The organism is Bacillus cereus group sp. MYBK14-1 (assembly GCF_051916885.1).
Taxonomy (GTDB): Bacteria; Bacillota; Bacilli; order Bacillales; family Bacillaceae_G; genus Bacillus_A; species Bacillus_A cereus.
In genome coordinates, this window is sequence record NZ_JBQAHM010000010.1 from 1 (window position 1) to 26,180 (window position 26,180).

Genomic DNA, 26,180 nt, shown 5'->3' on the forward strand with positions numbered 1-26,180 from the left:
CAGCGTTCATCCTGAGCCAGGATCAAACTCTCCAATAAAGTTAGTTTGTCTAGCATCTAAAATAAAAATTGACGTTTCACGTTGTTTGTTTCGTTCAGTTTTCAAAGAACTTGTCCGCCGCTTCAGAAGCGACTTCATCATATTAACATCTTAATTTTTCGATGTCAACTAAGTTTTAAAATTTCTTTTTTGTCGTTTTCTGCGTTTCCGCATCAGCGACGTTTATTAATATACCATCACAACTTTTAAATAACAAGTGTTTTTTTATAAAAATATAAAAAAAATTATCTACCCTACTTTCTTCTATAGAAGTAACTATTATCCTTACTACTGAAAATAGTTATTCTAATTGTATGCTAATACACTCCGTTCAACCAAATTGTATTTCACAATACCTTCCCAAATTTTCATTCTCTTCTATATTAAAGCTTATAATCATTATCCTTCTATAAAATAACTATACAAATTAGCCTTAAGAAAAAATCCCGTCTACATTAAACAGCCACTCGCGCGCATTATCCCCTTCCTTCTCATTCAAAAATTTACCCCCTACAAATTAACAACATTCCAATCCTAATACAAACTTAAGGATATTGTTAGAATTTTTTTACATTTAATTAATGAAAAATATCCATTTTTTGTTATATAGTAAGAAAGGACGCACTCAACTATAAATAAACCAATGGAGGAATTATTTTATGGATAGGTTAACAAAGTTTTCATTAAAAAACCGAGCTGCCATTATCATCATGATTTTTCTCATTTCCATACTCGGTGTTTATTCCGGCTCTAAATTACCTATGGAATTTTTACCGAGTATCGACAATCCAGCAATTACCGTCACAACCTTATCTCAAGGACTCGACGCTGAAACGATGACAAAGGATGTAACTGATCCTCTCGAAAAACAATTTCGCAATTTAGAACACGTCGACACCATTACTTCTTCTACATACGAGGGATTATCACGTATCGACATTGCGTATACATCAAAAGCAAACATGAAAGATGCAGCACGCGAAGTCGAAAAAGCCGTCAATACAATTAAATTACCTAAAGATGTAACCAAGCCCGTAGTTAGTCAATTAAACACTTCTATGATTCCACTCGCTCAAATTACTATCCAGAAACAAAACGGTTTTTCAAAAGCAGATGAAAAACAAATTGAAAAAGAAATCGTACCACAACTCGAAAACATTGATGGTGTTGCCAACGTTATGTTTTTCGGAAAATCCACCTCTGAATTATCTATCGTACTTGATCCGAACCAATTAAAAAACAAAAACGTAACATCACAGCAGGTACTAACTGTTTTACAAGGAAAAGAAACTTCTACTCCAGCTGGGGCAATTACTGTTAATCAGGAAGAATACAACCTCCGCGTCATTGGGGACATAAAAAATGTAAATGACATTAAAAACATCACTGTGGCACCCCAAGTGAAATTGCAAGACATTGCTCAAATTGAAATCAAACAACACTACGATACAATCTCACATATAAACGGAGAAGAAGGCACAGGATTAATCATCATGAAAGAACCGAGTAAAAATGCAGTTGCCATTGGAAAAGAGATTGATAAAAAAGTTAAAGAGATAGATAAGGAATATAAAGATCAATTTTCCATTAAACTTTTGGCTTCAACCCATGAACAAGTTGAAAATGCTGTTACTAGCATGGGAAAAGAAGTAATACTTGGAGCAATCGCTGCAACTCTAATTATCTTAATCTTTTTACGTAACTTCCGAACAACACTCATCGCTGTTGTCAGTATTCCATTATCCATTTTATTAACACTCTTTTTACTACATCAATCTAACATTACGCTTAACATTTTAACCCTCGGTGGTTTAGCTGTTGCGGTTGGACGTCTCGTCGATGATAGTATCGTTGTCATCGAGAATATTTTCCGCCGTTTACAAAAAGATTCTTTCTCTAAAGATATCATTCTCGATGCAACGAAAGAAGTCGCAGTCGCAATTACTTCTTCTACTTTAACAACGGTCGCTGTTTTTTTACCTATCGGCCTCGTATCAGGAGCAATCGGAAAATTAATGTTACCTATGGTATTAGCAGTTGTATATTCTATATTATCATCCTTAATCGTTGCACTAACAGTTGTTCCACTTATGGCTTTTTTACTACTCAAAAAAACAAAGCATCGAAAGCCAAGTTCTTCATCACGATATGTCGCTACATTAAAGTGGGCTCTTTCTCATAAATTCATTATTCTACTTACTGCATTTTTATTATTTGTAGGATCAATTGCAGCTTATATATTACTACCGAAAGCAAACATAAAATCTGAAGACGACACAATGTTATCTATTAACATGACATTTCCAGCCCATTATAATGCTGAATCTCAAAAACAAAAAGCATTTGATTTTGAAAAAAAATTACTTTCTAATTCAGATATAACAGACGTTATTTTACGAATGGGATCTAGCGCAGAAGATGCACAATGGGGGCAAACAACTAAAAATAACCTCGCTAGTATATTCGTAGTCTTTAAAAAAGGTTCTGATATTGATCAATATATTAAAGAGTTAAAAAAGGAAAATAAAACTTTTGAGCCTGCTGAACTTGATTATATAAAAACAAGTTATTCAAGCTCTGGCGGCGGCAATAACTTACAATTTAACGTAACAGCTACTAACGAAGCGGATTTAAAAGAGGCGGCTACTATCGTTGAAACAAAACTAAAAAGCATGGATGATCTTTCTAAAGTAAAAACAAATTTAGAAGACTCTAAGAAAGAATGGCAAATTCATATTGATCAAACAAAGGCTGAACAACTAGGTTTAACACCAGAAATAGCTGCGCAACAAGTAGCATTCCTTATGAAGAAATCACCTATTGGCGAAATTACAATTAATAATGAAAAAGCTACTATTATGATAGAACACAAAAAAGAAAACATTAATAAACAAGAAGATATTTTAAATACAAACATACTATCACCTATTAATGGACCACTACCTTTAAAAGACATCGCAACTATTTCAGAAAAACAAACACAAACAGAAATTTTCCATAAAGACGGAAAAGAAACAATCCAAATTACAGCCGAAGCTTCAAATGAAGATTTGAGTAAAGTAAACACAGCAGTAAATAAAGCGATGACTGACTTAGATTTACCTGGTGGTGCAAAAGTAAATATCGCAGGAGCTACTGAATCTATGCAAGAGAATTTTACAGATTTATTCAAAATTATGGGGATTGCAATCGGGATCGTATATTTAATTATGGTTATCACCTTCGGGCAAGCACGTGCTCCTTTTGCAATCCTATTCTCCTTACCATTAGCTGCTGTCGGTGGTATTTTAGGATTAATCATTTCACGAACACCTGTTGATGTAAATTCCTTGATCGGCGCATTAATGTTAATCGGGATTGTTGTTACAAACGCTATTGTATTAATAGAAAGAGTCCAACAAAATCGGGAACATGGAATGGAAACTAGAGAAGCCTTACTTGAAGCAGGTTCTACTAGACTACGCCCAATTATTATGACAGCTATTACAACAATCGTTGCTATGCTCCCACTCCTATTTGGCCAATCCCAAGCAGGAAGTATGGTATCAAAAAGTTTAGCCGTCGTTGTCATCGGCGGTTTGGCAGTCTCAACTGCTCTTACATTAGTAGTCGTTCCAGTTATGTGTGAACTATTAGATAAAATCGGGAGAAAAAGACGCTCCCGTAGGAAAATAAGCACTTCTACAGAAACACCTGATATTTAAAAACAAAAGGCGTTATCTTCACAAATGAAGATAACGCCTTTTCTCTATTTAGTCATATAATCCATCATTTTTTCCACATATTGCTCTATAGGTTTACTAGAATCCACAATAAGGTATTCATTATTTGAAGGTCTTTTACTACCATTTAACCACTTTTTAAAACCTACTTCCGACTCCACCTTTTCAATTTGACTGATCATACGCTTACGTGTTTGCAGTCTCCTATTAATCTCTTCCATATCATTAAGATAACACTCAATATATTTATATTTCACACCATGTTTATTTGATAGTTCAATCCCTTTTTCAACCATTCCCTCATATAAACACGGACTATCCAATATAACACTATGCCCTTGTTCTAAATAAGAATCAATCAATACCCATTCGGCATCATACGCAAGCCCACCAACAATCGTTGATTCAATTCCTTTTACTTTTAATGATTTTAACAACGCGGATTTCAAAACATCATGATCTATAATTACAGCACCTGTTAATTTCGCTATATACTTAGAAACTGTCGATTTTCCTGACCCAGGAAAACCTGACATTTGCAGAAAAAACAAATTAAAGCTCCTCTCTAAATTACATCTGTTCTTCTTTATAATTAATCACAAATTCAACAATCATTACATCCATTCCTTCTATATTAAAATACAAAAGAACCCCCTACCTATAAATAGAGAGTTCTTCTTTATAATTTATGCCGCTTTTACCTTTTTCGTTGTTTTACTTTTTCTTTTCGTTCCTGTAAAGCGCTTGTGTAATATAGATGCTATCAAGCGTGAAATAACATTGAATAGTAATACCATAATAATTAATACAGCTGCAGATTTTGTCGCAATCAACTTCGCATCTGGAATAACTCCTTCAGAATTTAATTTCCAAATGTGAACCGCTAATGTTTCAGCTGGTCTAAACGGATTTAAAGGATGCGCAGGACTTGAGAAATCCGCTGCTGAATTTAAAATCGGGGATGTTAAACCCGCTGTGTAAATTAATGCTGCCGCTTCCCCAAATATACGACCCGCCGCTAAAATAATCCCTGTAATAATTTGTGGTAATGACGATGGGATAATAATACGAGCGATTGTTTGCCACTTCGTTGCACCTAATCCAAGACTTGCCTCTTTTACATTCTGAGGAACTTCTGAAATCGCATTTTCACAAACACGCGTTAAACCTGGTAAATTTAAAATAGTTAAAGCAAGAGCACCACCCATTACTGTGTATCCCCAACCTGTCATTGTAACGAACACTAACAAACCAAATAAACCAACAACAATAGAAGGTAAAGACGCCATCGTCTCTATACATAGACGAACAAAATTTAAAAAACGTCCTTGTTTTGCGTACTCCGCTAAATATATTCCAGCACCTAATCCAAGAGGAATAGATATAATAAGCGTTATAACAAGCATGTAGAAGGAATTGAATAACTGCGGACCAATCCCACCACCAGCTCTTGTATTGCTTGGTTCTCCAAACAAGAAATTAGGATCCCAAAATCCCCATCCCTTTTGTAAAATCTCAAATACTAAGAACACTAGCAAAGCTACAACTAAAGCCGCAACCGCATAAAAGATACCCGTCCAAACTTTATTTACCGTTCTTGCATTCATTATTATCGCTCACCTCTTTGCCCAATCGCTCGAATTACTAAAATAAACAGGAATGAAATAACAAGTAAAATCATCGCTAAAGTCCATAGCGCATTGTTCCAAGCAGTTCCGTTCAATGTATTCGTCATGTCCATTGTTAAAATACCAGTTAACGTCGCTGTCGGACTATATATTCCTTCTGGTAATTTAATCGTATTCCCGATTACCATTTGAACCGCTAACGCTTCACCGAAAGCACGCGCTAAGCCTAAAACAACACCTGTTAAAATCCCTTTTTTCGCAGCAGGAACAATCACTCGGCTAATCGCTTGCCATTTCGTTGATCCTAGACCATAAGAAGCTTCTAAATAATCAAATGGAACAGAACGTATTGCATCAGAAGCGATACTAGCAATAGTAGGTAAAATCATAATACTTAATACAACAATACCTGCAATTAAACTAAAGCCTACTCCCCCAAACGAATCACGTAATAGTGGTACTAAAATCGTAACACCTAATAATCCGTATACAACCGAAGGAATACCAACTAACAATTCTAGAACAGGCTTCAATACTTTATTTCCAAACTTTGGCGAAATTAAATTCATGAATATAGCAAGAGCTATAGCAATTGGTGCACTAATAATAACCGCGCCTAACGAAACCACCGTTGAACCTACAATGAAAATTAAAGCCCCGAAGGATCCTTGCTCAGCATTTGGATTCCATTTTGTCGATGTTAACATCTCAGTAAATGAGATACCACTTTGTGTAAAAGATTGAATACCTTTCCCACAAATAAACGCAATAATAGCTAATGTAATTAAAACAATAAAAATACCACAAAACGTAACAAGTGATCTTCCTATATATTCACTTTTCACGTAATTAATTTGTTTTTTCCCCTTCATCACAGGACAGACCCCACTTCACAGATTGAAATGAACAGGACTGGCCTTGCAGCCAGCCCCATAAAATTTTATTACTTATTTAATTTAGACATTGGAATGTAGCCCATATCTTCTACTTGTTTTTCAAAATCTTTACCTTTTACATAATCGATGTAAGCTTTCGTCGCTTCCTTCGCTTCACCTTTTGTTACCATATATTCGTAAGACCAGAATGGATATTTACCAGACGCGATGTTTTCAACTTTCGGTTCAGCACCATCAATTTTGACTGTTTGTAGTGCGCCTTTTTTCTCGCCCACCATGTAAGACATTGCTAAATAGCTCACCGAACCAGGAGTAGAGTTAATCGCTTGCTCTACTGCACCGTTAGAATCTTGTGTTGTACCAGTTCCATCATTAATTTTCGCGTCTTTCATAATCGTTTTTTCAAATGTAGCACGTGTACCAGATGAAGCTGGACGATTAATTACATTGATTTTTTCATCTTTTCCGCCAACTTCTTTCCAATTTGTTACTTTTCCAGTGAAGATATCTTGTACTTGTTGCATTGTTAAGTTATCAACTTTTACATCTTTATTTACGACAAGAGCGAATGCAATACCCGCTACCTTGTTATCTACTAATTCTTTCGCCTTTTCAGCATCTTTTATTTTATCTCCGGACGGAACATCTGAATTACCAATTTGTACTGCACCAGATGCTACTTGGTTAATCCCAGTTCCACTACCGCCACCTTGAACTTGAATAGAAACTTTTGAATTTTTCTCCATGAATTTCTTTCCAGCTTCCTCCGCAAGAGGTAGAAGAGCTGTAGAACCAGCCGCTGCAATCGTACCTGATAATTCTTGTTTTGTATTATCGCTTCCTTTAGCAGTGTCTTTACTAGTTGTATCTTCTGCTTTCCCACAACCAACTAATGCTCCTGCTACCACTAAAGCTGCTAAAGAAAATTTAATACCTTTTTTCATAACCATGTCTTGTACCCCCATTTGGATTATCACTTTTCGAATTCATTTTCTTTCGAACACAAATTCATTGTAGGACAACAATATTATGTGAGTGTTAAGCAATTTTTAATTTTAAGTAAATGACGATAATAATCCTTAAAAGCTAGAAATCCCAACATTTATAGTTAAATAACCAAACAAAAACCACACTAACTACGCTGCAATGTAAATATATTCTTAACAATGTAAATTCAATGTAAATGTTTTTCTCTCTTTTTCCCTTTTCGTTAAAGTTACATTTACAATTCCGCTGTATTTTGTAATTTTTACACACCTAATTCATGCACATTAAAAATAATTTCAGTAATATTTTTTAGTACAACTAAATAAATTGGAACAATTCTAAAAATAAATGAATATTTTTAAAGTACTAATTGACAACATAATCCAATGTAGTCTACTATATTACTAACAAAAAGTTTACCTTAGGAAACTTTTTAAACTCAAACTAAAAATATAGAGATGAGGTAACTTTTATGGTATCGGCTAATATAAAACCACTTTCCGAATTTAAAATAGGAGAGTTTGTACAAATTGAGAAGATACAATTAGAAGGAACTATGAAACGACGCTTATTAGATTTGGGATTTATCCCGGGGGCGACGATTAAAGTATTGCAACGCAGTCCACTTGGAGATCCGGTCGCTTATCAAGTGAGCAACACAACTATTGCACTGCGTAAAGAAGAAAGCTCCCTTATTTTCGGGGTATTAATAGGAGATGATTTCAGATGAGCAAACATCGTATCGCTTTAGCTGGTAACCCGAATACAGGGAAAAGTACATTATTTAATACTTTAACAGGCTTAAAACAACATACTGGAAACTGGACGGGAAAAACTGTTTTAAAAGCTGAAGGAGAATATGAACATAACGGAAGTAATTATACATTAATAGATTTACCGGGAACTTACTCACTATACTCAAATTCCGCAGACGAAGAAGTAGCGAGGGATTATATTATATTTGAAAAACCAGAAGTAACTGTAGTTGTTATAGACGCAACTGCTATGGAAAGAAATTTAAATTTAGCACTTCAAGTGATGGAGATGACAAATAATGTAGTCATTTGCATTAACTTAATTGATGAAGCCGAGAAAAAAGGCATCGTTATTGATGAAAAGAAATTAGCAAAATCACTTGGTGTGCCTGTCGTTAAAATTTCAGCACGTAACCGAGTAGGTATTGGTCATTTGCTAAATGTTATTGCAAAAGTAGCAAATAAAAAACTAATTCCAACACCAATTAAAATTACTTACAGCGAAAAAATCGAAAATATGATTCAGGAATTAGAACCACAAATTTATAAAGTGTTCGGTGATACGTATCCAGCACGTTGGATTGCGTTACGTATATTAGATGGAGATAAAAATTTCTTAACTACACTTCAAAAACACCATAATGAACCACTTGTAAGGGAGGTCGTAATTAATGGAATCTCACTCAGCCAGTAAAGCTCTTCCATTAGACTATATTATTCAACATGCACAAACACTTTCAAAAGAAGATATACGAGATGATATAGTCGGAGATATTTACCGAACATCTGCAAGCATATGTAAAGAATCTGTCCAATATACAAATACTGATAAATTATATCGTTCCGAAAAACTAGATAAAATTTTCACATCTCCAATCTGGGGATTCCCAATTATGCTCGGTATTTTATCTATTATTTTTTATCTTACAATTGCAGGCGCTAACGTACCATCTGATATGATTGCCGAATTCTTCGGATGGGCCGAAGGATATTTAACATCTTGGTTCCAAGCAGCGCATGCACCTAAATGGTTACATGGCATTTTAATACTTGGTTTGTTCCGTGGTATCGGTGCTGTTATTAGCGTTATGTTACCACCTATGGCAATCTTTTTCCCTATGTTCGCGCTATTAGAAAACTATGGATACTTACCACGTGTCGCGTTTAATATGGACCGCTTATTCAAACGATCCGGTGCACACGGGAAACAATCTTTAACAATGGCAATGGGATTTGGTTGTAATGCAGCAGCCATTATGTCAACACGTATCATTGAATCACCACGTGAACGTATGCTAGCAATTTTAACGAACAACTTCGTTCCTTGTAACGGTCGCTGGCCTATGTTAATTTTAATGGCTTCACTATTTATGGCTGCTGGTTATACAGGCAGTATGCAAACATTGGTTACTGCTGGCGTTGTAGTTGGAATGGTTGTACTTGGTGTTATTATGACATTAACTGTTTCTTGGGTACTATCAAAAACAGCCTTAAAAGGGGTTCCAACTCACTACACACTTGAGTTACCTCCGTACCGCAAGCCAAAAGTTTGGAATACAATTGTTCGCGCAACACTCGATAAATCAATCTACGTTTTAAAACGAGCTATAGTTGTTGCTGCCCCTGCAGCTGCATTAACTTGGTTACTTGCTAACATTTTTATCGGTGACACAAGCTTACTTATGTATTTTGTAAATTTCCTAGATCCATTTGCTAAAATGTTAGGACTTGACGGGTTTATTCTAGCTGCATTCATTCTTGGACTACCTGCTAATGAAATTGTAATCCCAATTTTATTAATGTCTTACTTATCAACTGGGGCTTTAACTGAAATAGATGATTTTAATCAAATTAAAAATCTATTCCTAGAAAATGGTTGGACTTGGTTAACAGCGTTAAACACAATGTTGTTCTCACTTCTTCATTTCCCGTGCGGAACAACACTGGTTAACATATACAAAGAAACAAAAAGTGCAAAATGGACATTCTTATCGTTTGCAATCCCTACCGTTATCGCCATTGTTGTTACATTCCTCTCTACACAATTGGTACATTGGTTAGGGCTTGTATAAAACAAAGCATACATAGAAGGCATCCCCCTTCACATATGCTTTGTCCGAAAGAAACCTGAAAATCATTCAGGTTTCTTTTTTTGTACATCAGTATTCCACGGCTGCGCTCCATACGTTGTGAGTTTTTTATGAATGAAATATATAGCCCCCGGCAGCACCGCCATTAATATCGTGCAACTAATTCCTAATCCAGTAAACAACTTTCATCACCTTATTTCACTCTTTTCGGTAAAGCTGAACCTGAATGTTCAATTGTTGGATGAACGTGAACAGTAATTTCAGCATTACTAAAGTAATTTTCGCCTTGATCCCAATCCTTACTTATTTTTGTCCATTCTTTATAATTATGTCTCTTATACACTTCCCCTAACTCTAATACATCTACCTTATATTTTTTTTGAACAAGCTTAATCGATTTTTGAATACGCTCCTCCATTTCTTCCGATATATCCTTCTCTAAACGTTTTTCATTCAAAACCTTTTTATGATCACTAAAGTGCAACTCAGCTATTGTACCTTCCAGAAATAAATGAATATTAAATTTCGGTTTTGTAGCATTCGTTGTGGATACTTTAATTTTTCGACGTAACTTATGAATTTCATATGTAATAAGTTGATCCTTTTTACGAATGGTAAAAAAACCTCCAATTTTTTTACCTATTATATAATTCATCCCTAATGTTTCTTCCCCACTCAAATTGCCTACACACTTATTATCCTTTCCACGAAACAATGCTGCACCGTTCATTTGTACCCCTTGTTTTGTTAGTTCAAGAATAGGTAATACAAAACTTCGGTTAGAGATCATCTTTTCCTGCACCTCACCAATTCTTGCAGCCTCAATCATTTGGGCATTTTTTGGAGGGTGTTCAGCTAACATATCAATATACTGCGCCGGTAAATTTTCAGGCTTGGCACTTTGTTTTAAAATAGCTTCGGCATTTTTATTAGAAACGAACAAACGAATATTTCTTCTCATCTCATGATCGCGAATATATACATCTAACGTATTTTGTAAAATGTATGGATGTGAAAGTAATTCTTCAGAGAAAATAATCACTTGTATATGAGGGAAAAATAATGTACGACTAATTTTTTTGGCGATTATTCTTATTTGTTCAAATACACTATCTGCTTTTGCACTAACATTAATATAATTTTCGCTATCCCCACCCCCTTGTCCACCCTGTTGAGACAATTTACTAGGGAGTACCATCTGATAGGTTCCTTTCATAATTGGATTCGCTTTCTTCTCCTTTACGATATCGTAAGCCGCTCCTACTACAAATCCTCTTTCTTCTATCTCTTCTAACTCAGAACACCCACTCATAAATCCAGTTAAAGCCATAACCATTATAATTTTAAGAAGGTGTTTCATTTCCACCATTCCTTCTTTTTATTTTATATACAATTAAAACGAGCAAAGGCGCTAACACAACAAACCCCATATCTATCCAAGCTAAATAAGTCCCATAACTTGACAAAGCATTTAAACTACTAGGTATCATATTCACCATAAAAATAATAGGGGCACTTACGAAAATAAAAATATGTTTCTTCACTTTCGGAAACATAGCACAAAACAATAAAGATGCGACATCATAATACATTGCTGTAGTGTTATAAATAGTAATAATCCAAGTCGTAAAAAAAATCGCATCAAACCTTTCTAAAAATCCTCCACCAATTTCAATTTCTTTCCCTAATTCAATTGTTGGATATGTCAATCCACGTGTTGTCATATAAGTAAAAACACTAATACAAGTTACATAAATTAAAATGTATGACAGCACGTTTACCATCACCGCTTTCGCGACTGCCATTGGCGCTTTTTTCGCTGTCTTATCATTCAGCAAAACCGCATAAAATAACGCTACTTCAAATCCAATAAACGTAAAAATAGAATTTTTAACTCCAACAGCATATTGACTTACTTTCGTTTGAAAAGCTGGTAGTAAATTATTTATTTCCATTAAATTTATATTCAATAAAGAAAGAAGTACTATCGCAATTAAAACAATAGGTAAGAATAAAACATTTAACCTTAATAAGGCTGCTCTTGATCCTGCTATTCCATAAATAACAACTAATAAGAAGAAGAAAGACAGTAGTTGTATTGGTGTATCACTAAATAAATACGTTTGAGAAATAACTGAAATCATTCGCGATTCATATGCTGTCAAAGCAGCAAACGTTAATACTAAAATACTACTAATTGTGTATGCAACAGGCTTCGTCAAATGCGCACTCGTATATTGAACAAAATTTTGTTTTGGAAATAAGATAGCCACTCTCGTCACAAACCAACCTAAAACCGCGCAGATCAATCCACCCAAAAGCAAGATAATCCAACCGTCCGAAAATAAAGTTTGGTTAGCGATATCTCTTGGCATAGACAATGCCCCTATACCAATAATGGTCGATGATACCGCAAACCCAATTTCACGAGATCCAATCTCTTCATCGCCATACTCAAATGGTTTCACTTATTTTCGCTCCTTTGGACGTATTGTAGAATCTTTTGTTTGTAAGTACTCTGGTCTATCTTTCAACATCGATTTTGGCATGCGAATAAATTCTTCTTTCCAATCTTTATAAAATGCAGGAGCAATTGGAGTTGTATACGGTATACCAACACTTGTTAAATTTGTAATATGAATAGCAAGTGCGATCAGAGCTAGAATGATCCCATACAGCCCAAAAGCCGTTGCAGCTAATACAAAGACGAAAAGTAAAATTCGGAACGTAATCGTAATACTATATACAGGAAGCGAAAACGTAGCAATCGCAGTAACTGCAATAATAATAACTAAAAACGGATTTACAATCCCTGCATTTACCGCAGCTTCTCCAATTACAAGACCTCCTACAATCCCTATCGTTTGTCCCATCGGTTTCGGCAATCGGATTCCAGCTTCTCGTATTAATTCCATAGTCAAGGCCATCATTAACGTTTCAATATATGCAGGAAACGGAACACCTTCCCTCGCACCTGCAATTGAATAAGCCAGTTTAGAAGGAATAAGTCCTTGATGATAAGATACAAGTGCTACATACATAGCTGGTAACAAAACCGCAATTATGCCTGAACCCATACGTAAAAATCTTAATAACGTTCCAATCACCCAGCGCTCGTAATGATCTTCTACAGATTGAAAAATATCAACAAACACAAGTGGTGCAATAAGAGCAAACGGGGATCCGTCTACTAAAATGGCCGCCTTCCCTTTCGCTAATGAGGCTATAATATTATCAGGCCTCTCTGTATTCAAAAACTGTGGAAATGGGGATAAATTATTATCCTGAATTAATTGTTCAATCGTACCTGTTTCCAAAACGACATCTGTCACTATTGATTGAAGACGGCGATCTAACTCTTTTACAATGTGAGGATTAATAATATCTTCTATATATACTAGGGTTACTTCTTTCTGCGATCGCTTCCCCATAATATAAGATTGGAACCTCAACTTTGGATCGCGTAAACTGCGTCGGATTAACATTTTATTCACATTAATATCTTCATTTAATCCAACTCTCGGTCCGCGTATTAAATCTTCTGTCACTGGTGGTTCTAAACTTCGCTTCTCCCAGGCCCTACTATTAATAACGATAGCGGTTTGAATATTATCAATTAATATAACTGTATCTCCCGCTAATATCGCATTCATAATATCTGGAAACTTCGTCTTTACACCCACTTCTGCGATAGAAATAAAACGATCCAATAACGTTTGAACAACAGCTTCCTCATTTATAATTTCTTCGTATTGCAGTGTGCGAATGACATATTTATAAACATTATCCTTATCTGTCAATCCACATAAAAACACAACCGCACAACGTGTAAAACTCCCAGCAAGAGCAACTTCTCTAATTGTTAAATCATTAGGTGAACCTAACTCATCCCTAATTTCTTTCATAACTTCAAATAAGTTACCTTCAAGCTCTAACAATTTCCCCACCTAGCTTCCTTTTCAACAAGTTTTTAGTTAGATTCCGCTAATAGAAGGAAATATATACAAAAAAAGAGCTATCTCTTTTCAAAGATAGCTCTAATAAAGTAAAACTTTAATCAACCCTCACCAATCGGGCTTTTACGGACAGTTTAATCCCCACCTAACTTCTTTGCTTCCGCTGAATTTTGAGGTGGGGGTCTTACTGCCCGTTAATGCAGGATAAACGAATTACTTTTCTACTATTATAGTGTTTTTCTTTATAAATACACCTTTTGTAAATCCACTAACTACAAACATCACAATTATATTAATTAACAATGCGACTATACCTACATTCAAATCTTTTATATACTGCGGGAAACTCGGAAACATCGTGGCTATAGTTGAACCAGATAAGGTAATATATGCGACCACTAATAGCCCAACTCCCATTCCTGCAATCGCCCCTTGCTTCGTAATAATTTGACGTGGAAACAAGCTACATACAAGTGCAGGGAAAAGTTGTGTAACGATACTGTATCCCATTAATAGAAGTGCTCCTATTGTTTCTCCTCCTTTAAATGTAAATAAAACTGCCACGAGCGTTACTACAGGCACAAATAATTTTGCCATCTTAGCAACTTGTCTATCTGAAGCAGACGGGACTATCGTTCGGTAAATATTTTTTGCTAACAGTGTAGAAGCCGCCATAACAAGCATAGACCCTGGAACCAATGCCGTTAATACTCCCGCACTACCAATAATTCCAATAAACCAAGGATCAAAAGTTTGTAAAGCAAGACGGAATAACGAAAGATCTACATCCGCTCCCTTTAACCCAGGAACTTGCAATATAGCAGCAAATCCTGCAAAAAATACGAAAAGTAAAACTAAAGAATACAATGGCATAATTGCTGCATTTTTACGAAATACTTTTTCATTTTTTGCAGAAAAAGCAGAAGCAAATGTATGAGGCCACATATAAAAACCGAGGGCCGTTAATATAATAGTAGAAACAAACCAAGAAATACTCATTCCTTCTTCAGGTAAAGATAAAAATCCCGGTTTCGCTGCCTCTACAGCCTCAAACATCGGCTGAAATCCTCCATAATAATGATACGGCAAATATATACCTAAAAACATAACGATAAACAGTATCATAATATCCTTCAAAGCAGCCGTCCAAGCCGAACCATGTATACCTGAAACCATTACATATATAGTTATAACAATAGCACCGATCCATACTGCAACAACAGGTGACACCCTTCCGTAAGAAGCTTCTGAAACGATAATTCCCAGTCCTTTTAACTGTAAAACAAGATATGGGATGATGGAAACAACACCAACAATCGAAACAATAAGTCCAAGCGCTTTACTTCTATATTTCTTCGCAAAAAAATCTGACTGTGAAACAAGGTTATGCTCTTTCGCATACTTCCAAATGGGTGGCAATAAAAAATACGATAAAAGATAAGCTAAAGCACCATATCCCAAAATATAAAAGGTAGGTGCTCCTTTACTATATGCCCAGCCGCTTCCCCCTAAAAATGTAAACGTCGTATAAATTTCACCTGCCATAAGGAGAAAAACAAAAATAGTGCCAAATCCTCTTCCTCCAACTGACCATTGTTCTAAATTCATATCTTTTCCATGTTGTGCCCGAATCCCTAAAAATAGTGCGAGAAACAAAAATAAAATAATGATAAGTAATGCAGTCATTTTACATCCTCCTTATTAGCAGGATCAAACACGTACACAAGCCCCATACAAAAAGATGTAATAAACACTGATAATAATACCCAAAATAATAAAAATGGCATCCCTAATACGTAAGGAGTAACTGAATTCGCAAATATTGGCCCAACTACTAAACAAAGAACTGGGATAAGCGCTAGAATGTGTATTTTCTTCATCTCATTCTCCTTTACTTATAAAGTTCATAATGGCTGATACAAAGACTTCCACTCCAATCGGTAATGCATCTTCGTCAATCGTAAAACGAGGGTGATGGTGAGGATATATAATACCTTTCTCTTTATTTCCCGCTCCAATAAAAAAGAATGTCCCCGGTGCCTTTTGTAAAAACGCTGAAAAATCTTCTCCAGCCATCGTCGGCTGTAAACGAACAACTCTATCCCTTCCATAAAGTTGTAATGCCGTTTGTTCAATAAGCTCTGTAGCTTCATAATCATTTACAACTGGTCGATATCCATATTCATATGAAAATGTATATTTCGCTCCGTAAGATTCCGTAATATGCTTCACAATCCGCTCAATCTTCTTCTCTGTTTCACCTCGTAATTCATGTCTTAAACTTCTTACTGTCCCTTCAATCTCAGCTTGCTCTGGTATTACATTATGAGTTGTCCCAGCATGAAATTGCGTAACAGATATTACGAGAGAATCTAATGGATTCGTGAGGCGAGATACAATTTGCTGAAGTTGCGAAACGACTTGTGTTCCGATTGCAATACTATCCACCGTTTCATGAGGGATTCCAGCATGTCCACCTTTTCCCTCTATCTTAATTTTAAAAACATCCGGTGCAGCCATTGCAGGACCATAAATAACACCTATCTTCCCAACCTCTAACGACGCCCAAAGGTGAGCACCAATAATATAATCCACACCTTCCATTACACCTGCAGCAACCATCTCCTCTGCACCACCAGGAAAATTCTCTTCAGCATGTTGGAATAGAAAACGAATCTCCCCTTTAATCTTCTCTCTTTCTTCTACCAACTTATGTACAACCCCAAGTAATATCGCTATATGTCCATCATGACCACATGCATGCATTACACCTTTATATGTAGAAATAAAATCAAACTCATTTTCTTCATGAATAGGAAGAGCATCCATATCGGCTCGAATCGCAACTGTTTTGCCCGGATGTTTACCTACTAGCTTTGCCATCACACTATATTTAGTCGGCCGTGACACTTCTAAATATGGGAATTTCCGAAGTATATCGAACACAAACTGCGATGTTTTCTCTTCTTGAAAAGATAACTCTGGATACTTATGAAAATGCCTTCTCCACTCAACTAACTGATTTTTTGACAAAACAAGTTCCTTTGCAACATCCATTTCTCTTCTCCCCTTCTTCACCAAGTTAAATGTTATTATAACGTGAATCGTTAACTTTTAAAAGAATCTTCTGAATTTTCAGTGTTAATAAACCAAAAAGAAAAAGCCATCCCAAAGATGACTTTTTCATTATTATAAAATAGTAATTGCTTGTTTTCCCATTTGCTCCCAAGCTTTCTCAAATTCTGCTCGCGGAACAGCCAAACGTGGATTATTTTTAAGAGGATCATTTACATATACAAAGTTTTGATCATATCCAATTACTACTGCACTATGCTCATAATATGTAATTTTCACTTCGCCTGAACTCGTATTCCATGTTTCAAAACTACTTTCAGCTAGCGGCTTAAACGTCGTATTAATAATGACCCATACCGGAGAGCCAGAACTAATTACTTTATATATATCTTGCATGTCTCTACCTGTTAAATTAATTACTTTTTCGGGAACATATTTTTCTGCTAAATCAAAGATTGGTTTATTGTATACACCATATCCAGGCTCTGCCTTTGTATAAATATTTCCCACAAATCCCTCGTAAGGATTTCCACGCAAACCATTTTGTTCAAATGGAACACGATGAATTTCGCTAGCAAGTTGCATCTTATCTACTTGTACACCTTTATATTGCAGCAACATAGCTAAACTTGTCACTTCACACCCTCTGGGCAATTCTGGTAATTGTTTAATAAACGGAACATCTTCAATCATAGCTGCTTCTTTCATTTCAGATAGAAACTCTAAGCGTAGAACTTGCGCCTTTTGCATGATTTTATCTTTTCCTATAAAAAATGCAGCAGCAAGTATAATCCCAAAAACAAAAAGATATTTTAACTTTTTCATTATAAACAAAACTCCATTAATTATTATTTTACAGATACACCTCTTATCATTGTACCCTTCTTCTTACTAGTTTGCTAGAAAGATCATGTGAATTATCGCTCATAGAATTAATTATAAAAAATTCTAATTATTTTTAATAAAAAGAAAAATGAATATACATTTACAGAATATTTTGCTAAAATCAAAATTGTTAACATAGTGAAGATATCACCATGTTAACAAACATTCTTAGAGTATTTAGTCATAGTTCGTTTTTTTACATACTCCATTCATTTCATAGCAAATAAACCGAGTGTGTGTTGCATCCCCCACTAATGATTAAAAACTCAGAATAAAACGAAGTTCACACATTCAAGAAAATACGGGGTGAGGGGCATATGAATCAACAAATTGAACAAACAGATTTAAAACGAACAATGAAAAGTAGACACCTATTTATGATTGCACTCGGCGGTGTTATCGGAACCGGGTTATTTATGGGATCTGGTCAAATTGTCCATAATGCCGGACCTGGTGGTGCTATTCTCGCATTTTTAGTCGGTGGATTTGTTATGTATTTAACGATGTTATGTCTTGGTGAATTATCCGTCGCTATGCCAGAAGCAGGTTCATTCCAAAGTTATGCAAGCAAATTCATTTCACCTGGTTTTGGATTTGTTGTCGGTTGGATGTATTGGTTAAATTGGGCTGTTACAGTTGGCGTAGAGTTAACAACTGTAAGTATTTTAATGAAACGCTGGTTTCCAGACGTTTCTTCCTGGATTTGGTGCGTTACATTTGCAGCAGCACTCTTCCTCGTAAACGCTTTATCAGCAAAAGCATATGCAGAAGCAGAGTTTTGGTTCGCAAGTGTAAAAGTCGCAACAATTGTTATTTTCATCGTACTTGGCGGCGCTGTTATGTTCGGTCTACTAGACTTTAATGGAAAGCCAGCTCCAATGCTTCATAATTTCACTGAAAATGGCGGGCTATTTCCAAATGGTGCATTAGCTGTTCTTCTTACGATGATTACAGTAAATTACTCCTTCCAAGGAACAGAATTAATCGGAATCGCTTCAGGCGAAAGTGAAAATCCTGAAAAAACAATTCCAAAAGCAATTAAAAACACAATTTGGCGAACTCTCTTCTTCTTCGTCTTAGCGATATCAGTTGTTGTAGGTTTACTCCCATGGCAAGAGGCTAATCTAGTCGAAAGTCCCTTTGTACTTGTATTTGATGTAGCCGGTGTCCCATATGCAGCAGACATTATGAACTTTGTTATTATTACAGCTGTATTATCCGTTGCTAACTCTGGTCTCTACGCAAATTCTCGTATGCTGTGGGCGATGGCAAAACAAGGAATGGCAAGTCCAGCATTTACGAAATTAACTAAAAAAGGTGTACCGCTAAATGCATTAATTTTCAGCCTAATTTTCGCTAGCCTGTCCTTACTAACAAGTGTATTTGCGGCAGATACTGTCTTTCTAGTTTTAACATCTATTGCAGCAATGGCTGCCGTTGTCGTTTGGATGTCAATCGCCGCTTCACAGTTTTTCTTCCGTAGAAATTTCGTGAAAAACGGTGGCAACATAAATGATTTAAAATATCGTACACCGCTCTATCCACTAGTTCCAATCGTAGCGTTTTCGCTGAATTTCATTACATTTGTTAGTTTGGCTTTCATTCCAGATCAAAGAATTGCTCTTTATTGTGGCATTCCATTTATGATTATTTGTTACATTTTATATCAAGTTAAATATAAAAAAATTGTCACACTTGAACAGCCACGAACTGTCATACAAGAAATAAACTAAATATACAAAATATTCAGCTATCTTTCTTATGATAAGATAGCTTTTTTCTATTTCTTGGATATCCTGGTATAACTTTATTTATCTTAAAATTTTCACAATCACGTTTTTCTCTGGAAAATAGTTTACAATGTAATCAAGTTACAAATGATATTCACCTTAAAAAGTGTGCATTTGTGTCTATTTTTTAACAATATATCAAAAACTATTGCCTTCTATAAATTAATAGGTTTATATTGTTTTATTGGCATAGTTTCAATCCAAGGAGAAAGGAGATTTTCAATCGTGCAACTAAAGAAAGCGTTTTGGAAGTTGGCTTCGCTTCTTCCGTTATCATTACTTCTGTTCCTCGGTGGCTGTGATAAAAAACTCGCAGTATTAAATCCGCAAGGACCTGTTGCAAAAGCACAGTATGATTTAATTGTTTGGTCATTCTTGCTTATGTCATTAATTATCGCAATTGTATTCATTCTGTTTACAGTCATCTTGATTCGTTATCGTGAAAAACCAGAGAATATGGACTATGAGCCACCTGAACAACACGGTAACACATTACTAGAAATTATTTGGACGCTTGTTCCTGTTATTATCGTTATCGCATTATCGATTCCAACAGTAAAAGCAACTTATGCTTCGGAAGAGGTTCCGAAAGAGTCCAAACATATTAAACCAGTTGAAATTTATGTTACATCTGCAAACTGGAAATGGTTATTCAGTTACCCAGAGGAAAAAATTGAAACCGTTAACTATTTAAACATCCCAGCTGGTGTACCAATTCAATTCAAACTGACTTCTGTCGGCCCAATGAATGCTTTCTGGGTACCAGAACTTGGTGGTATGAAGTACACAATGGATGGCATGATTATGGATCTTTATTTACAAGCTGATAAGCCAGGTTCTTACCTAGGCCGTAGTGCGAACTTCTCTGGTGAAGGATTCACACACATGGAGTTCGAAGTTGAAGCAAAAACTAAAGAGAAATATGACAAGTGGGTTAAAGAAGTACAAGAAACTGCTCCTAAACTAACAGAAGCTAAGTACAACGAAATTGTTAAACCTGGTGTAGTTGGTCGTATGACATTCTCTAGTCACCACTTAAGTTATGTAGATCCAAAATCACTTGAATATTGTGATTACAACTACTACAAAAACAAAAAATAATAGCTATTATTCCAACAGATTGGAGTGAACACAGTGAAGCTTGATGAATTCTTTGTCACAGGTGACCCGATTATTTACGGTGCAGACGCTTCTATCGTTCTTGTGACATTAGCAATCATTTTCGTACTAACAAAGTATAAAAAATGGAAATGGCTTTGGGACGAATGGTTAACAACTGTTGACCATAAAAAAATCGGAGCTATGTATATTATTTCTGCGGTTATCATGTTATTCCGTGGTGGTATGGATGGTTTAATGATCCGTGCACAGTTAACATTCCCAGAAACAACTTATTTAAACGCTGAACACTATAACGGGATCTTTACAACACATGGTACAGTAATGATTCTTTTCATGGCAATGCCATTCGTTATGGGATTAATGAACCTTGTAGTACCATTACAAATTGGTGCTCGTGACGTTGCATATCCGTTCTTAAATGCTTTAAGTTTCTGGTTATTCTTTGTCGGAGCAATGTTATTCAACATCGCTTTCGTAATCGGTGGTTCTCCAGACGCCGGGTGGACTTCTTACTTCCCAATGGCAGGTACAGAGTTTACTTCGGGCGTAGGAAATAACTACTACGCAATTGCATTACAGATTTCAGGTCTCGGTACGCTAATGACCGGTATTAACTTCCTTGTTACTATCTTAAAAATGCGTACACCTGGTATGACTTTAATGAGAATGCCAATGTTTACTTGGTCAATCTTAATTACAACAATTATCATTATTTTCGCTTTCCCAGTATTAACAGTTGCTCTTGCATTAATGACATTTGACCGTCTATTCGATGCTCACTTCTTTACGATGGCGAGCGGCGGTATGCCAATGTTATGGGCCAACCTGTTCTGGGTATGGGGTCACCCTGAAGTATATATCGTTATTTTACCGGCATTCGGTATTTTCTCTGAAATCATTAGTACATTCTCACGTAAACGTCTATTCGGTTACAGTGCAATGGTATACTCAATGGTTGCAATTTCTTTACTAAGTTTCGTCGTATGGCTTCACCACTTCTTCACGATGGGTGCAGGTCCAGCGGTTAACTCATTCTTCTCGATTTCGACAATGGCGATTTCGATTCCAACCGGGGTTAAGATCTTTAACTGGTTGTTTACACTGTATAAAGGACGTATTCGTTTTACAGTTCCAATGCTTTGGTCATTGGCATTTATTCCAAACTTCGTAGTCGGTGGGGTTACAGGGGTTATGCTTGGAATGGCAGCAGCTGATTATCAATACCATAACAGCTACTTCCTAATCGCTCACTTCCACTACGTATTAATCGCAGGTACAGTATTCGCTATGCTTGCTGGATTCACATTCTGGTATCCAAAAATGACTGGTCATATGTTAAATGAACGCCTAGGTAAATGGACATTCTGGATCTTTATGAGCGGATTCAACATCTGTTTCTTCCCAATGTACTTCTTAGGTTTAGACGGTATGACTCGTCGTATGTACACTTACTCTGAAAGTCTTGGATGGGGATGGCTAAACCAAATCGCATCTGTTGGTGCGGTAATGATGGGTATCGGCTTCCTACTTCTTTGCTACAACGTAATTTGGAGTGCACGTCACGGTGAACGTGACACAACTGGAGATCCATGGGATGGTCGTACACTTGAATGGGCAACTCACTCTCCTGTACAACATTACAACTTCGCGAAGCTTCCTGAAATTAAAGAAGCTGATGCTTTCTGGTACATGAAAAAACGCGGAGAAACAGTTACACCAGCAGCAGAAGATATTAAACCAATTCACATGCCAAGTAACTCTGGTGTGCCTATTATTGCGTCTGGATTCTTCGGTCTTGCAGGTTTCGCATTAGTATTTAGCTGGTTCTGGCTTGCAGCAATCGGTGGTATTGGTATTTTAGCTTGCTTAATCTATCGTTCATTCGATTATGATGAAGGCTACTATATCAGTGTTGATGAAATTAAAAAAACAGAACATATAGCATGAGGGGTGAAATGACATGGCGGCTTTAGATAAAAGCTTACCTTTGGAATATCAATCCGAACAAAGCAGATTGAATATCCTAGGATTCTGGATTTTTCTCGGGGCTGAAATTATGCTGTTCGCAACACTTTTCGCCTCTTATCTAGTCCTTGCTGGTCGTACGGCAGATGGCCCAACACCAGCGCAATTGTTTGAACTTAAAACGCTTTTAATTCAAACATTACTACTTTTAACAAGTAGTTTTACATGCGGTATCGTAATTCATGAAATGCGTAAGCATAACCAAAAAGCGATGCTTGGATGGTTCGTCCTTACATTACTTTTAGGTGCAGGTTTCCTATTCTTCGAGATCGAAGAGTTCATTATGTACATTGGTGAAGGCGCAACAATTCAAACAAGTGCTTTCTTATCTGGATTCTTCGTTCTTCTTGGAACGCATGGAGCCCACGTAACAGGCGGTATCATTTGGGCAATTTGTGTTATTATCCAAATTTTAAAACGAGGTTTAACACCAGTTACAGCTCGTAAAGTATTCATTATCAGCTTATACTGGCATTTCCTTGATCTTGTTTGGGTCTTTATTTACACACTAGTTTACTTGAACGGGATGGTGGCGTAAATGGCTCAAAACAACAATCAAGCAAACGGACATGCGCATAGCGGATTCCCTTGGTCACACGTTTTCGGATTTATTTTATCGCTTGCATTAACGTTTCTAGCGTTATACGTGGCACTTTACACAACATTGCCACTTTCAACAGTCTTAACAACTATTATCATAATGGCTGTTGCGCAAGCATTGTTACAATTAATTATGTTCATGCATTTAAAAGAAGGAGAAGGAAGAGTTCAAATTCTTACAATGATATACAGTTTCTTCGTTGCAACTGCAACAGTTGGTTTAACTGTATGGATCTTCTTCTCAATGTAATGTACATGAAAAAGACTGCTGAGATTCCTCAGCAGTCTTTTTTTATCCCCTCTATTACATCCACATTACGGAATTAACAGCATAATCATGAAAAATATACTTATTATGACAAATGTTAAGAAAAGTCTTTCTTTATGAAATCGAATCCATATGCGTTGCTTTTCTACCTATTATATGGCTAAATAGGTACTATATTTATTTGAAGGGAGAGAACGCAATGGAACATCATACTTCTGTTCTATCACTTATGGTTGTCGTTGCAATCGCGTTTTTCGTTCCCCTTTTGTTACAACGCTTTAAATTAAAAGCACTTCCTGTGGTCGTTGCAGAAATTATTGCAGGAATCTTTGTAGGTAAAAGTGGGTTTAATATTATTGAGCCAGATATATGGCTTCAAGTTTTATCAACATTAGGATTTATCTTCCTCATGTTCTTAAGCGGTTTAGAAATTGATTTTTCTATCTTTAAACAAAAAGGGAAAAAAAATACGACAAACGAACCAAATACATTTCAGGCAGCAAGCATTATCTTCTTATTTATTTTCATCTTATCTTATGCCCTATCATTACTATTCGTATGGCTAGGATTCGTAGATAATGCAATGTTCATGACTTTAATTATTTCAACTATTTCTTTAGGTGTTGTTGTACCAACATTAAAAGAGAATAACCTAGGAAAAACTGCAATCGGACAAATCATTTTATTAGTTGCTGTTATTGCAGACTTAGTTACAATGATTTTACTCGCTGTTTTCGTCGGATTAAATTCCGAAAGCGGCCAAAGTATGTGGCTCTTACTTATTCTATTCGGTGCCGGTATTGTCATTTACTTTATAGCAAAACGCTTTAAAAACATTCCATACTTAGATAGTTTAAAAGCTGGTAGTGTACAAATTGATACACGAGCTGTTTTTGCACTCATTTTAATCTTAGTTGGGTTATCGGAATCTGTTGGAGCAGAAAATATTTTAGGGGCCTTCTTAGCAGGTGTACTCGTATCGTTATTATCACCAAATGAAGATATGGTGGAAAAACTTGATTCTATCGGCTACGGTTTCTTCATCCCTATTTTCTTCGTAATGGTTGGTGTAAATCTAGAGGTGTGGTCTATTTTCAAAGAACCTTCTAGCATGCTAATGATCCCAATCTTAATTGTAGGACTCTTTATTTCAAAACTCTTACCATCACTCGTCTTAAGAAAATGGTATCCACGTAATATCGTACTTGGAAGTGCAATTTTATTAACATCGACACTTTCTTTAGTTATTGCGGCTGCACAAATTGGTGAAAAACTGGAGATCATCAGTCCAAGTTTATCTGCCTCTCTTATTTTAAGCGCAGTTATTACTTGTATTTTTGCACCTATATTGTTTAAAAAAATGTTCCCAAAAGTAGAAACACCAAAACCAAAAGTAGCTATTATTGGCGCGAGCAGAATTACCCTTCCGTTATCACTAGATTTAAAACGAGAAGATTATGACGTAACGCTATATATGATGCGTCAAAACAAAATAAATGATGAAGAAGCGAAATCGCACGACTTCCCTATCGTGAAATTGGATGACATCACAATCGCATCATTAACTGAACAAACAGCATTTGATGCAGATCGCGTCGTTGTTGCAACAAGTGATGATGAACAAAACTTATTATTGGCAGAACATGCAAAAGAGCTAGGTGTTGAACATGTTATTGCAAGTGTAGAAGATCCACTTCTACAAGAAAAAGCAACGCAAGAACATATCGCTGTATTCTCAACAATTAACTCTACACGTATTTTATTACGTGCGCTTATTGATAAACCTAGTCTCGTTCGCTTAATTACAACAGCAAACGAAACAGTCCGTGAAGTTGAACTACGGAGCAATAAATATAACGGCGTTGCACTTCGTCGCCTTCCGTTTTTAGGTGATGTACTAGTCATTCAAATTTATCGTGGAAATAAAGCATTAATCCCACATGGGGATACAAGACTACAACACGGTGATACATTACTTGTAACAGGCTCAAAAGAACATATCGATACACTAAAAAACATATTAGAATAAAAAAATGCCCCTCACATAATTGAGGGGCATTTTTTCCATTTCATATGGTAAAATGTTACTATCACATATTATGGGGATGGATTACACTATGTCTATTATAACTTTAGCTCTCTTATTATTAGCCGAAATACTCGTTGCCATTATTCTCATCGGTGTTAGTATTGAGATTTGTAGTTACGGATGGAAAAAATCGAATGGAATAAAATATTCTTGCCTCCTACTTTCACTCCTTCTCGGAACTGCTAGCATACTCGGACTTCTCGCCGCACCTGCCTATTTCTTTATACAATTAACAGAAAAAGCGTTATAAGAA

At 36.0% G+C, this 26,180-nt stretch carries 23 protein-coding genes; 11 read left to right on the plus strand and 12 right to left on the minus strand.

The window, feature by feature from the left end:
- Positions 1–698: 698 nt before the first annotated feature.
- Positions 699–3,743 (plus strand): efflux RND transporter permease subunit, encoded by a 3,045-nt coding sequence (locus ACTFR3_RS21750; RefSeq protein ID WP_440044807.1) that lies wholly within the window; start codon positions 699–701, stop codon positions 3,741–3,743.
- Positions 3,744–3,787: 44 nt separating this feature from the next.
- Here ACTFR3_RS21750 and ACTFR3_RS21755 read toward each other — a convergent pair whose 3' ends face one another.
- The 4 genes from ACTFR3_RS21755 to ACTFR3_RS21770 all read right to left on the minus strand — a co-directional run bounded on the left by ACTFR3_RS21755 (position 3,788) and on the right by ACTFR3_RS21770 (position 7,235).
- The gene (locus ACTFR3_RS21755) at positions 3,788–4,312 is read right to left on the minus strand and encodes an AAA family ATPase (protein ID WP_000465755.1); all 525 of its coding nucleotides are present in this window, start codon (positions 4,310–4,312) and stop codon (positions 3,788–3,790) included.
- Between the two features lie 135 nt (positions 4,313–4,447).
- On the minus strand, positions 4,448–5,368 hold the full coding sequence (pstA, locus tag ACTFR3_RS21760; RefSeq protein ID WP_000994141.1) for a phosphate ABC transporter permease PstA: 921 nt from the start codon (positions 5,366–5,368) through the stop codon (positions 4,448–4,450).
- A 2-nt stretch (positions 5,369–5,370) separates the two neighbouring features.
- On the minus strand, positions 5,371–6,261 hold the full coding sequence (gene pstC / locus ACTFR3_RS21765; protein ID WP_000676677.1) for a phosphate ABC transporter permease subunit PstC: 891 nt from the start codon (positions 6,259–6,261) through the stop codon (positions 5,371–5,373).
- A gap of 71 nt (positions 6,262–6,332) precedes the next feature.
- Entirely contained in the window at positions 6,333–7,235 is a 903-nt protein-coding gene (locus ACTFR3_RS21770) for a phosphate ABC transporter substrate-binding protein PstS family protein (RefSeq protein ID WP_000245108.1), read from the minus strand.
- A 509-nt stretch (positions 7,236–7,744) separates the two neighbouring features.
- On the opposite strand from ACTFR3_RS21770, the gene ACTFR3_RS21775 reads away from it, so the two are divergent.
- The 3 genes from ACTFR3_RS21775 to ACTFR3_RS21785 are packed head-to-tail and all read left to right on the plus strand — an operon-like array spanning position 7,745 to position 10,099.
- Positions 7,745–8,002 (plus strand): FeoA family protein, encoded by a 258-nt coding sequence (locus ACTFR3_RS21775; RefSeq protein ID WP_000252982.1) that lies wholly within the window; start codon positions 7,745–7,747, stop codon positions 8,000–8,002.
- Positions 7,999–8,721, plus strand: coding sequence for a FeoB small GTPase domain-containing protein (locus tag ACTFR3_RS21780; RefSeq protein WP_000033865.1), 723 nt, complete (start codon positions 7,999–8,001; stop codon positions 8,719–8,721). The genes ACTFR3_RS21775 and ACTFR3_RS21780 overlap by 4 nt, the downstream gene beginning before the upstream one ends.
- Positions 8,699–10,099 carry a nucleoside recognition domain-containing protein gene (locus ACTFR3_RS21785; RefSeq protein WP_440044808.1) on the plus strand — a complete coding sequence of 467 codons (1,401 nt, stop codon included), beginning with the start codon at positions 8,699–8,701 and terminating at the stop codon, positions 10,097–10,099. The genes ACTFR3_RS21780 and ACTFR3_RS21785 overlap by 23 nt, the downstream gene beginning before the upstream one ends.
- 62 nt (positions 10,100–10,161) lie before the next feature.
- Here the strand turns inward: ACTFR3_RS21785 and ACTFR3_RS21790 are convergent, their stop codons facing one another.
- The 8 genes from ACTFR3_RS21790 to ACTFR3_RS21825 all read right to left on the minus strand — a co-directional run bounded on the left by ACTFR3_RS21790 (position 10,162) and on the right by ACTFR3_RS21825 (position 17,973).
- The gene (locus tag ACTFR3_RS21790; RefSeq protein WP_000493991.1) at positions 10,162–10,299 is read right to left on the minus strand and encodes a hypothetical protein; all 138 of its coding nucleotides are present in this window, start codon (positions 10,297–10,299) and stop codon (positions 10,162–10,164) included.
- An 11-nt stretch (positions 10,300–10,310) separates the two neighbouring features.
- Positions 10,311–11,477 carry a spore germination protein GerLC gene (gene gerLC / locus ACTFR3_RS21795; protein WP_440044809.1) on the minus strand — a complete coding sequence of 389 codons (1,167 nt, stop codon included), beginning with the start codon at positions 11,475–11,477 and terminating at the stop codon, positions 10,311–10,313.
- Positions 11,461–12,585: a spore germination protein GerLB gene (gene gerLB, locus ACTFR3_RS21800; protein ID WP_000802005.1), complete on the minus strand. Its 1,125-nt coding sequence runs from the start codon at positions 12,583–12,585 to the stop codon at positions 11,461–11,463. The genes gerLC and gerLB overlap by 17 nt, the downstream gene beginning before the upstream one ends.
- Positions 12,586–14,064 carry a spore germination protein GerLA gene (gerLA, locus tag ACTFR3_RS21805; RefSeq protein WP_002023287.1) on the minus strand — a complete coding sequence of 493 codons (1,479 nt, stop codon included), beginning with the start codon at positions 14,062–14,064 and terminating at the stop codon, positions 12,586–12,588.
- 222 nt (positions 14,065–14,286) lie between these two features.
- Positions 14,287–15,759, minus strand: coding sequence for a sodium:solute symporter family protein (locus ACTFR3_RS21810; RefSeq protein ID WP_000125937.1), 1,473 nt, complete (start codon positions 15,757–15,759; stop codon positions 14,287–14,289).
- Positions 15,756–15,953, minus strand: coding sequence for a DUF3311 domain-containing protein (locus ACTFR3_RS21815; RefSeq protein WP_000719833.1), 198 nt, complete (start codon positions 15,951–15,953; stop codon positions 15,756–15,758). Before ACTFR3_RS21815 ends, ACTFR3_RS21810 begins: the two co-directional genes overlap by 4 nt.
- 1 nt (position 15,954) lies before the next feature.
- Positions 15,955–17,130 carry an amidohydrolase gene (locus tag ACTFR3_RS21820; protein ID WP_000382128.1) on the minus strand — a complete coding sequence of 392 codons (1,176 nt, stop codon included), beginning with the start codon at positions 17,128–17,130 and terminating at the stop codon, positions 15,955–15,957.
- 132 nt (positions 17,131–17,262) lie between these two features.
- Positions 17,263–17,973 carry a C39 family peptidase gene (locus ACTFR3_RS21825; RefSeq protein ID WP_000734488.1) on the minus strand — a complete coding sequence of 237 codons (711 nt, stop codon included), beginning with the start codon at positions 17,971–17,973 and terminating at the stop codon, positions 17,263–17,265.
- A gap of 377 nt (positions 17,974–18,350) precedes the next feature.
- On the opposite strand from ACTFR3_RS21825, the gene ACTFR3_RS21830 reads away from it, so the two are divergent.
- The 7 genes from ACTFR3_RS21830 to ACTFR3_RS21860 all read left to right on the plus strand — a co-directional run bounded on the left by ACTFR3_RS21830 (position 18,351) and on the right by ACTFR3_RS21860 (position 26,177).
- Positions 18,351–19,766, plus strand: a complete 1,416-nt coding sequence (locus ACTFR3_RS21830; protein WP_001075757.1) for an amino acid permease — start codon at positions 18,351–18,353, stop codon at positions 19,764–19,766.
- Positions 19,767–20,048: 282 nt separating this feature from the next.
- Positions 20,049–20,924 carry a cytochrome aa3 quinol oxidase subunit II gene (locus ACTFR3_RS21835; RefSeq protein ID WP_001176165.1) on the plus strand — a complete coding sequence of 292 codons (876 nt, stop codon included), beginning with the start codon at positions 20,049–20,051 and terminating at the stop codon, positions 20,922–20,924.
- A 33-nt stretch (positions 20,925–20,957) separates the two neighbouring features.
- A complete protein-coding gene (gene qoxB, locus ACTFR3_RS21840) occupies positions 20,958–22,892 on the plus strand; it encodes a cytochrome aa3 quinol oxidase subunit I (protein ID WP_000762366.1) in 1,935 nt (644 codons plus the stop codon).
- Positions 22,893–22,905: 13 nt separating this feature from the next.
- Entirely contained in the window at positions 22,906–23,508 is a 603-nt protein-coding gene (gene qoxC / locus ACTFR3_RS21845) for a cytochrome aa3 quinol oxidase subunit III (protein WP_000729317.1), read from the plus strand.
- Positions 23,509–23,820, plus strand: coding sequence for a cytochrome aa3 quinol oxidase subunit IV (gene qoxD / locus ACTFR3_RS21850; protein ID WP_000068425.1), 312 nt, complete (start codon positions 23,509–23,511; stop codon positions 23,818–23,820). It abuts the gene before it with no gap.
- Positions 23,821–24,037: 217 nt separating this feature from the next.
- A complete protein-coding gene (locus ACTFR3_RS21855) occupies positions 24,038–25,867 on the plus strand; it encodes a monovalent cation:proton antiporter family protein (protein ID WP_000399960.1) in 1,830 nt (609 codons plus the stop codon).
- Positions 25,868–25,919: 52 nt separating this feature from the next.
- Entirely contained in the window at positions 25,920–26,177 is a 258-nt protein-coding gene (locus ACTFR3_RS21860; protein WP_142343394.1) for a DUF4022 family protein, read from the plus strand.
- The last annotated feature ends 3 nt before the right edge of the window (positions 26,178–26,180 follow it).

What these genes read in the sequence shown, in the direction of transcription:
- ACTFR3_RS21780 (WP_000033865.1), top strand. Translation starts at nt 7,999, where the DNA reads ATGAGCAAACATCGTATCGCTTTAGCTGGTAACCCGAATACAGGGAAA.
- ACTFR3_RS21825 (WP_000734488.1), bottom strand. Translation starts at nt 17,973, where the DNA reads ATGAAAAAGTTAAAATATCTTTTTGTTTTTGGGATTATACTTGCTGCT.
- ACTFR3_RS21830 (WP_001075757.1), top strand. Translation starts at nt 18,351, where the DNA reads ATGAATCAACAAATTGAACAAACAGATTTAAAACGAACAATGAAAAGT.
- qoxD (WP_000068425.1), top strand. Translation starts at nt 23,509, where the DNA reads ATGGCTCAAAACAACAATCAAGCAAACGGACATGCGCATAGCGGATTC.
- pstA (WP_000994141.1), bottom strand. Translation starts at nt 5,368, where the DNA reads ATGAATGCAAGAACGGTAAATAAAGTTTGGACGGGTATCTTTTATGCG.
- pstC (WP_000676677.1), bottom strand. Translation starts at nt 6,261, where the DNA reads ATGAAGGGGAAAAAACAAATTAATTACGTGAAAAGTGAATATATAGGA.
- ACTFR3_RS21860 (WP_142343394.1), top strand. Translation starts at nt 25,920, where the DNA reads ATGTTACTATCACATATTATGGGGATGGATTACACTATGTCTATTATA.
- ACTFR3_RS21815 (WP_000719833.1), bottom strand. Translation starts at nt 15,953, where the DNA reads ATGAAGAAAATACACATTCTAGCGCTTATCCCAGTTCTTTGTTTAGTA.
- ACTFR3_RS21775 (WP_000252982.1), top strand. Translation starts at nt 7,745, where the DNA reads ATGGTATCGGCTAATATAAAACCACTTTCCGAATTTAAAATAGGAGAG.
- ACTFR3_RS21785 (WP_440044808.1), top strand. Translation starts at nt 8,699, where the DNA reads ATGGAATCTCACTCAGCCAGTAAAGCTCTTCCATTAGACTATATTATT.
- ACTFR3_RS21770 (WP_000245108.1), bottom strand. Translation starts at nt 7,235, where the DNA reads ATGGTTATGAAAAAAGGTATTAAATTTTCTTTAGCAGCTTTAGTGGTA.
- qoxC (WP_000729317.1), top strand. Translation starts at nt 22,906, where the DNA reads ATGGCGGCTTTAGATAAAAGCTTACCTTTGGAATATCAATCCGAACAA.
- ACTFR3_RS21750 (WP_440044807.1), top strand. Translation starts at nt 699, where the DNA reads ATGGATAGGTTAACAAAGTTTTCATTAAAAAACCGAGCTGCCATTATC.
- ACTFR3_RS21810 (WP_000125937.1), bottom strand. Translation starts at nt 15,759, where the DNA reads ATGACTGCATTACTTATCATTATTTTATTTTTGTTTCTCGCACTATTT.
- ACTFR3_RS21855 (WP_000399960.1), top strand. Translation starts at nt 24,038, where the DNA reads ATGGAACATCATACTTCTGTTCTATCACTTATGGTTGTCGTTGCAATC.
- ACTFR3_RS21820 (WP_000382128.1), bottom strand. Translation starts at nt 17,130, where the DNA reads ATGGATGTTGCAAAGGAACTTGTTTTGTCAAAAAATCAGTTAGTTGAG.
- gerLC (WP_440044809.1), bottom strand. Translation starts at nt 11,477, where the DNA reads ATGAAACACCTTCTTAAAATTATAATGGTTATGGCTTTAACTGGATTT.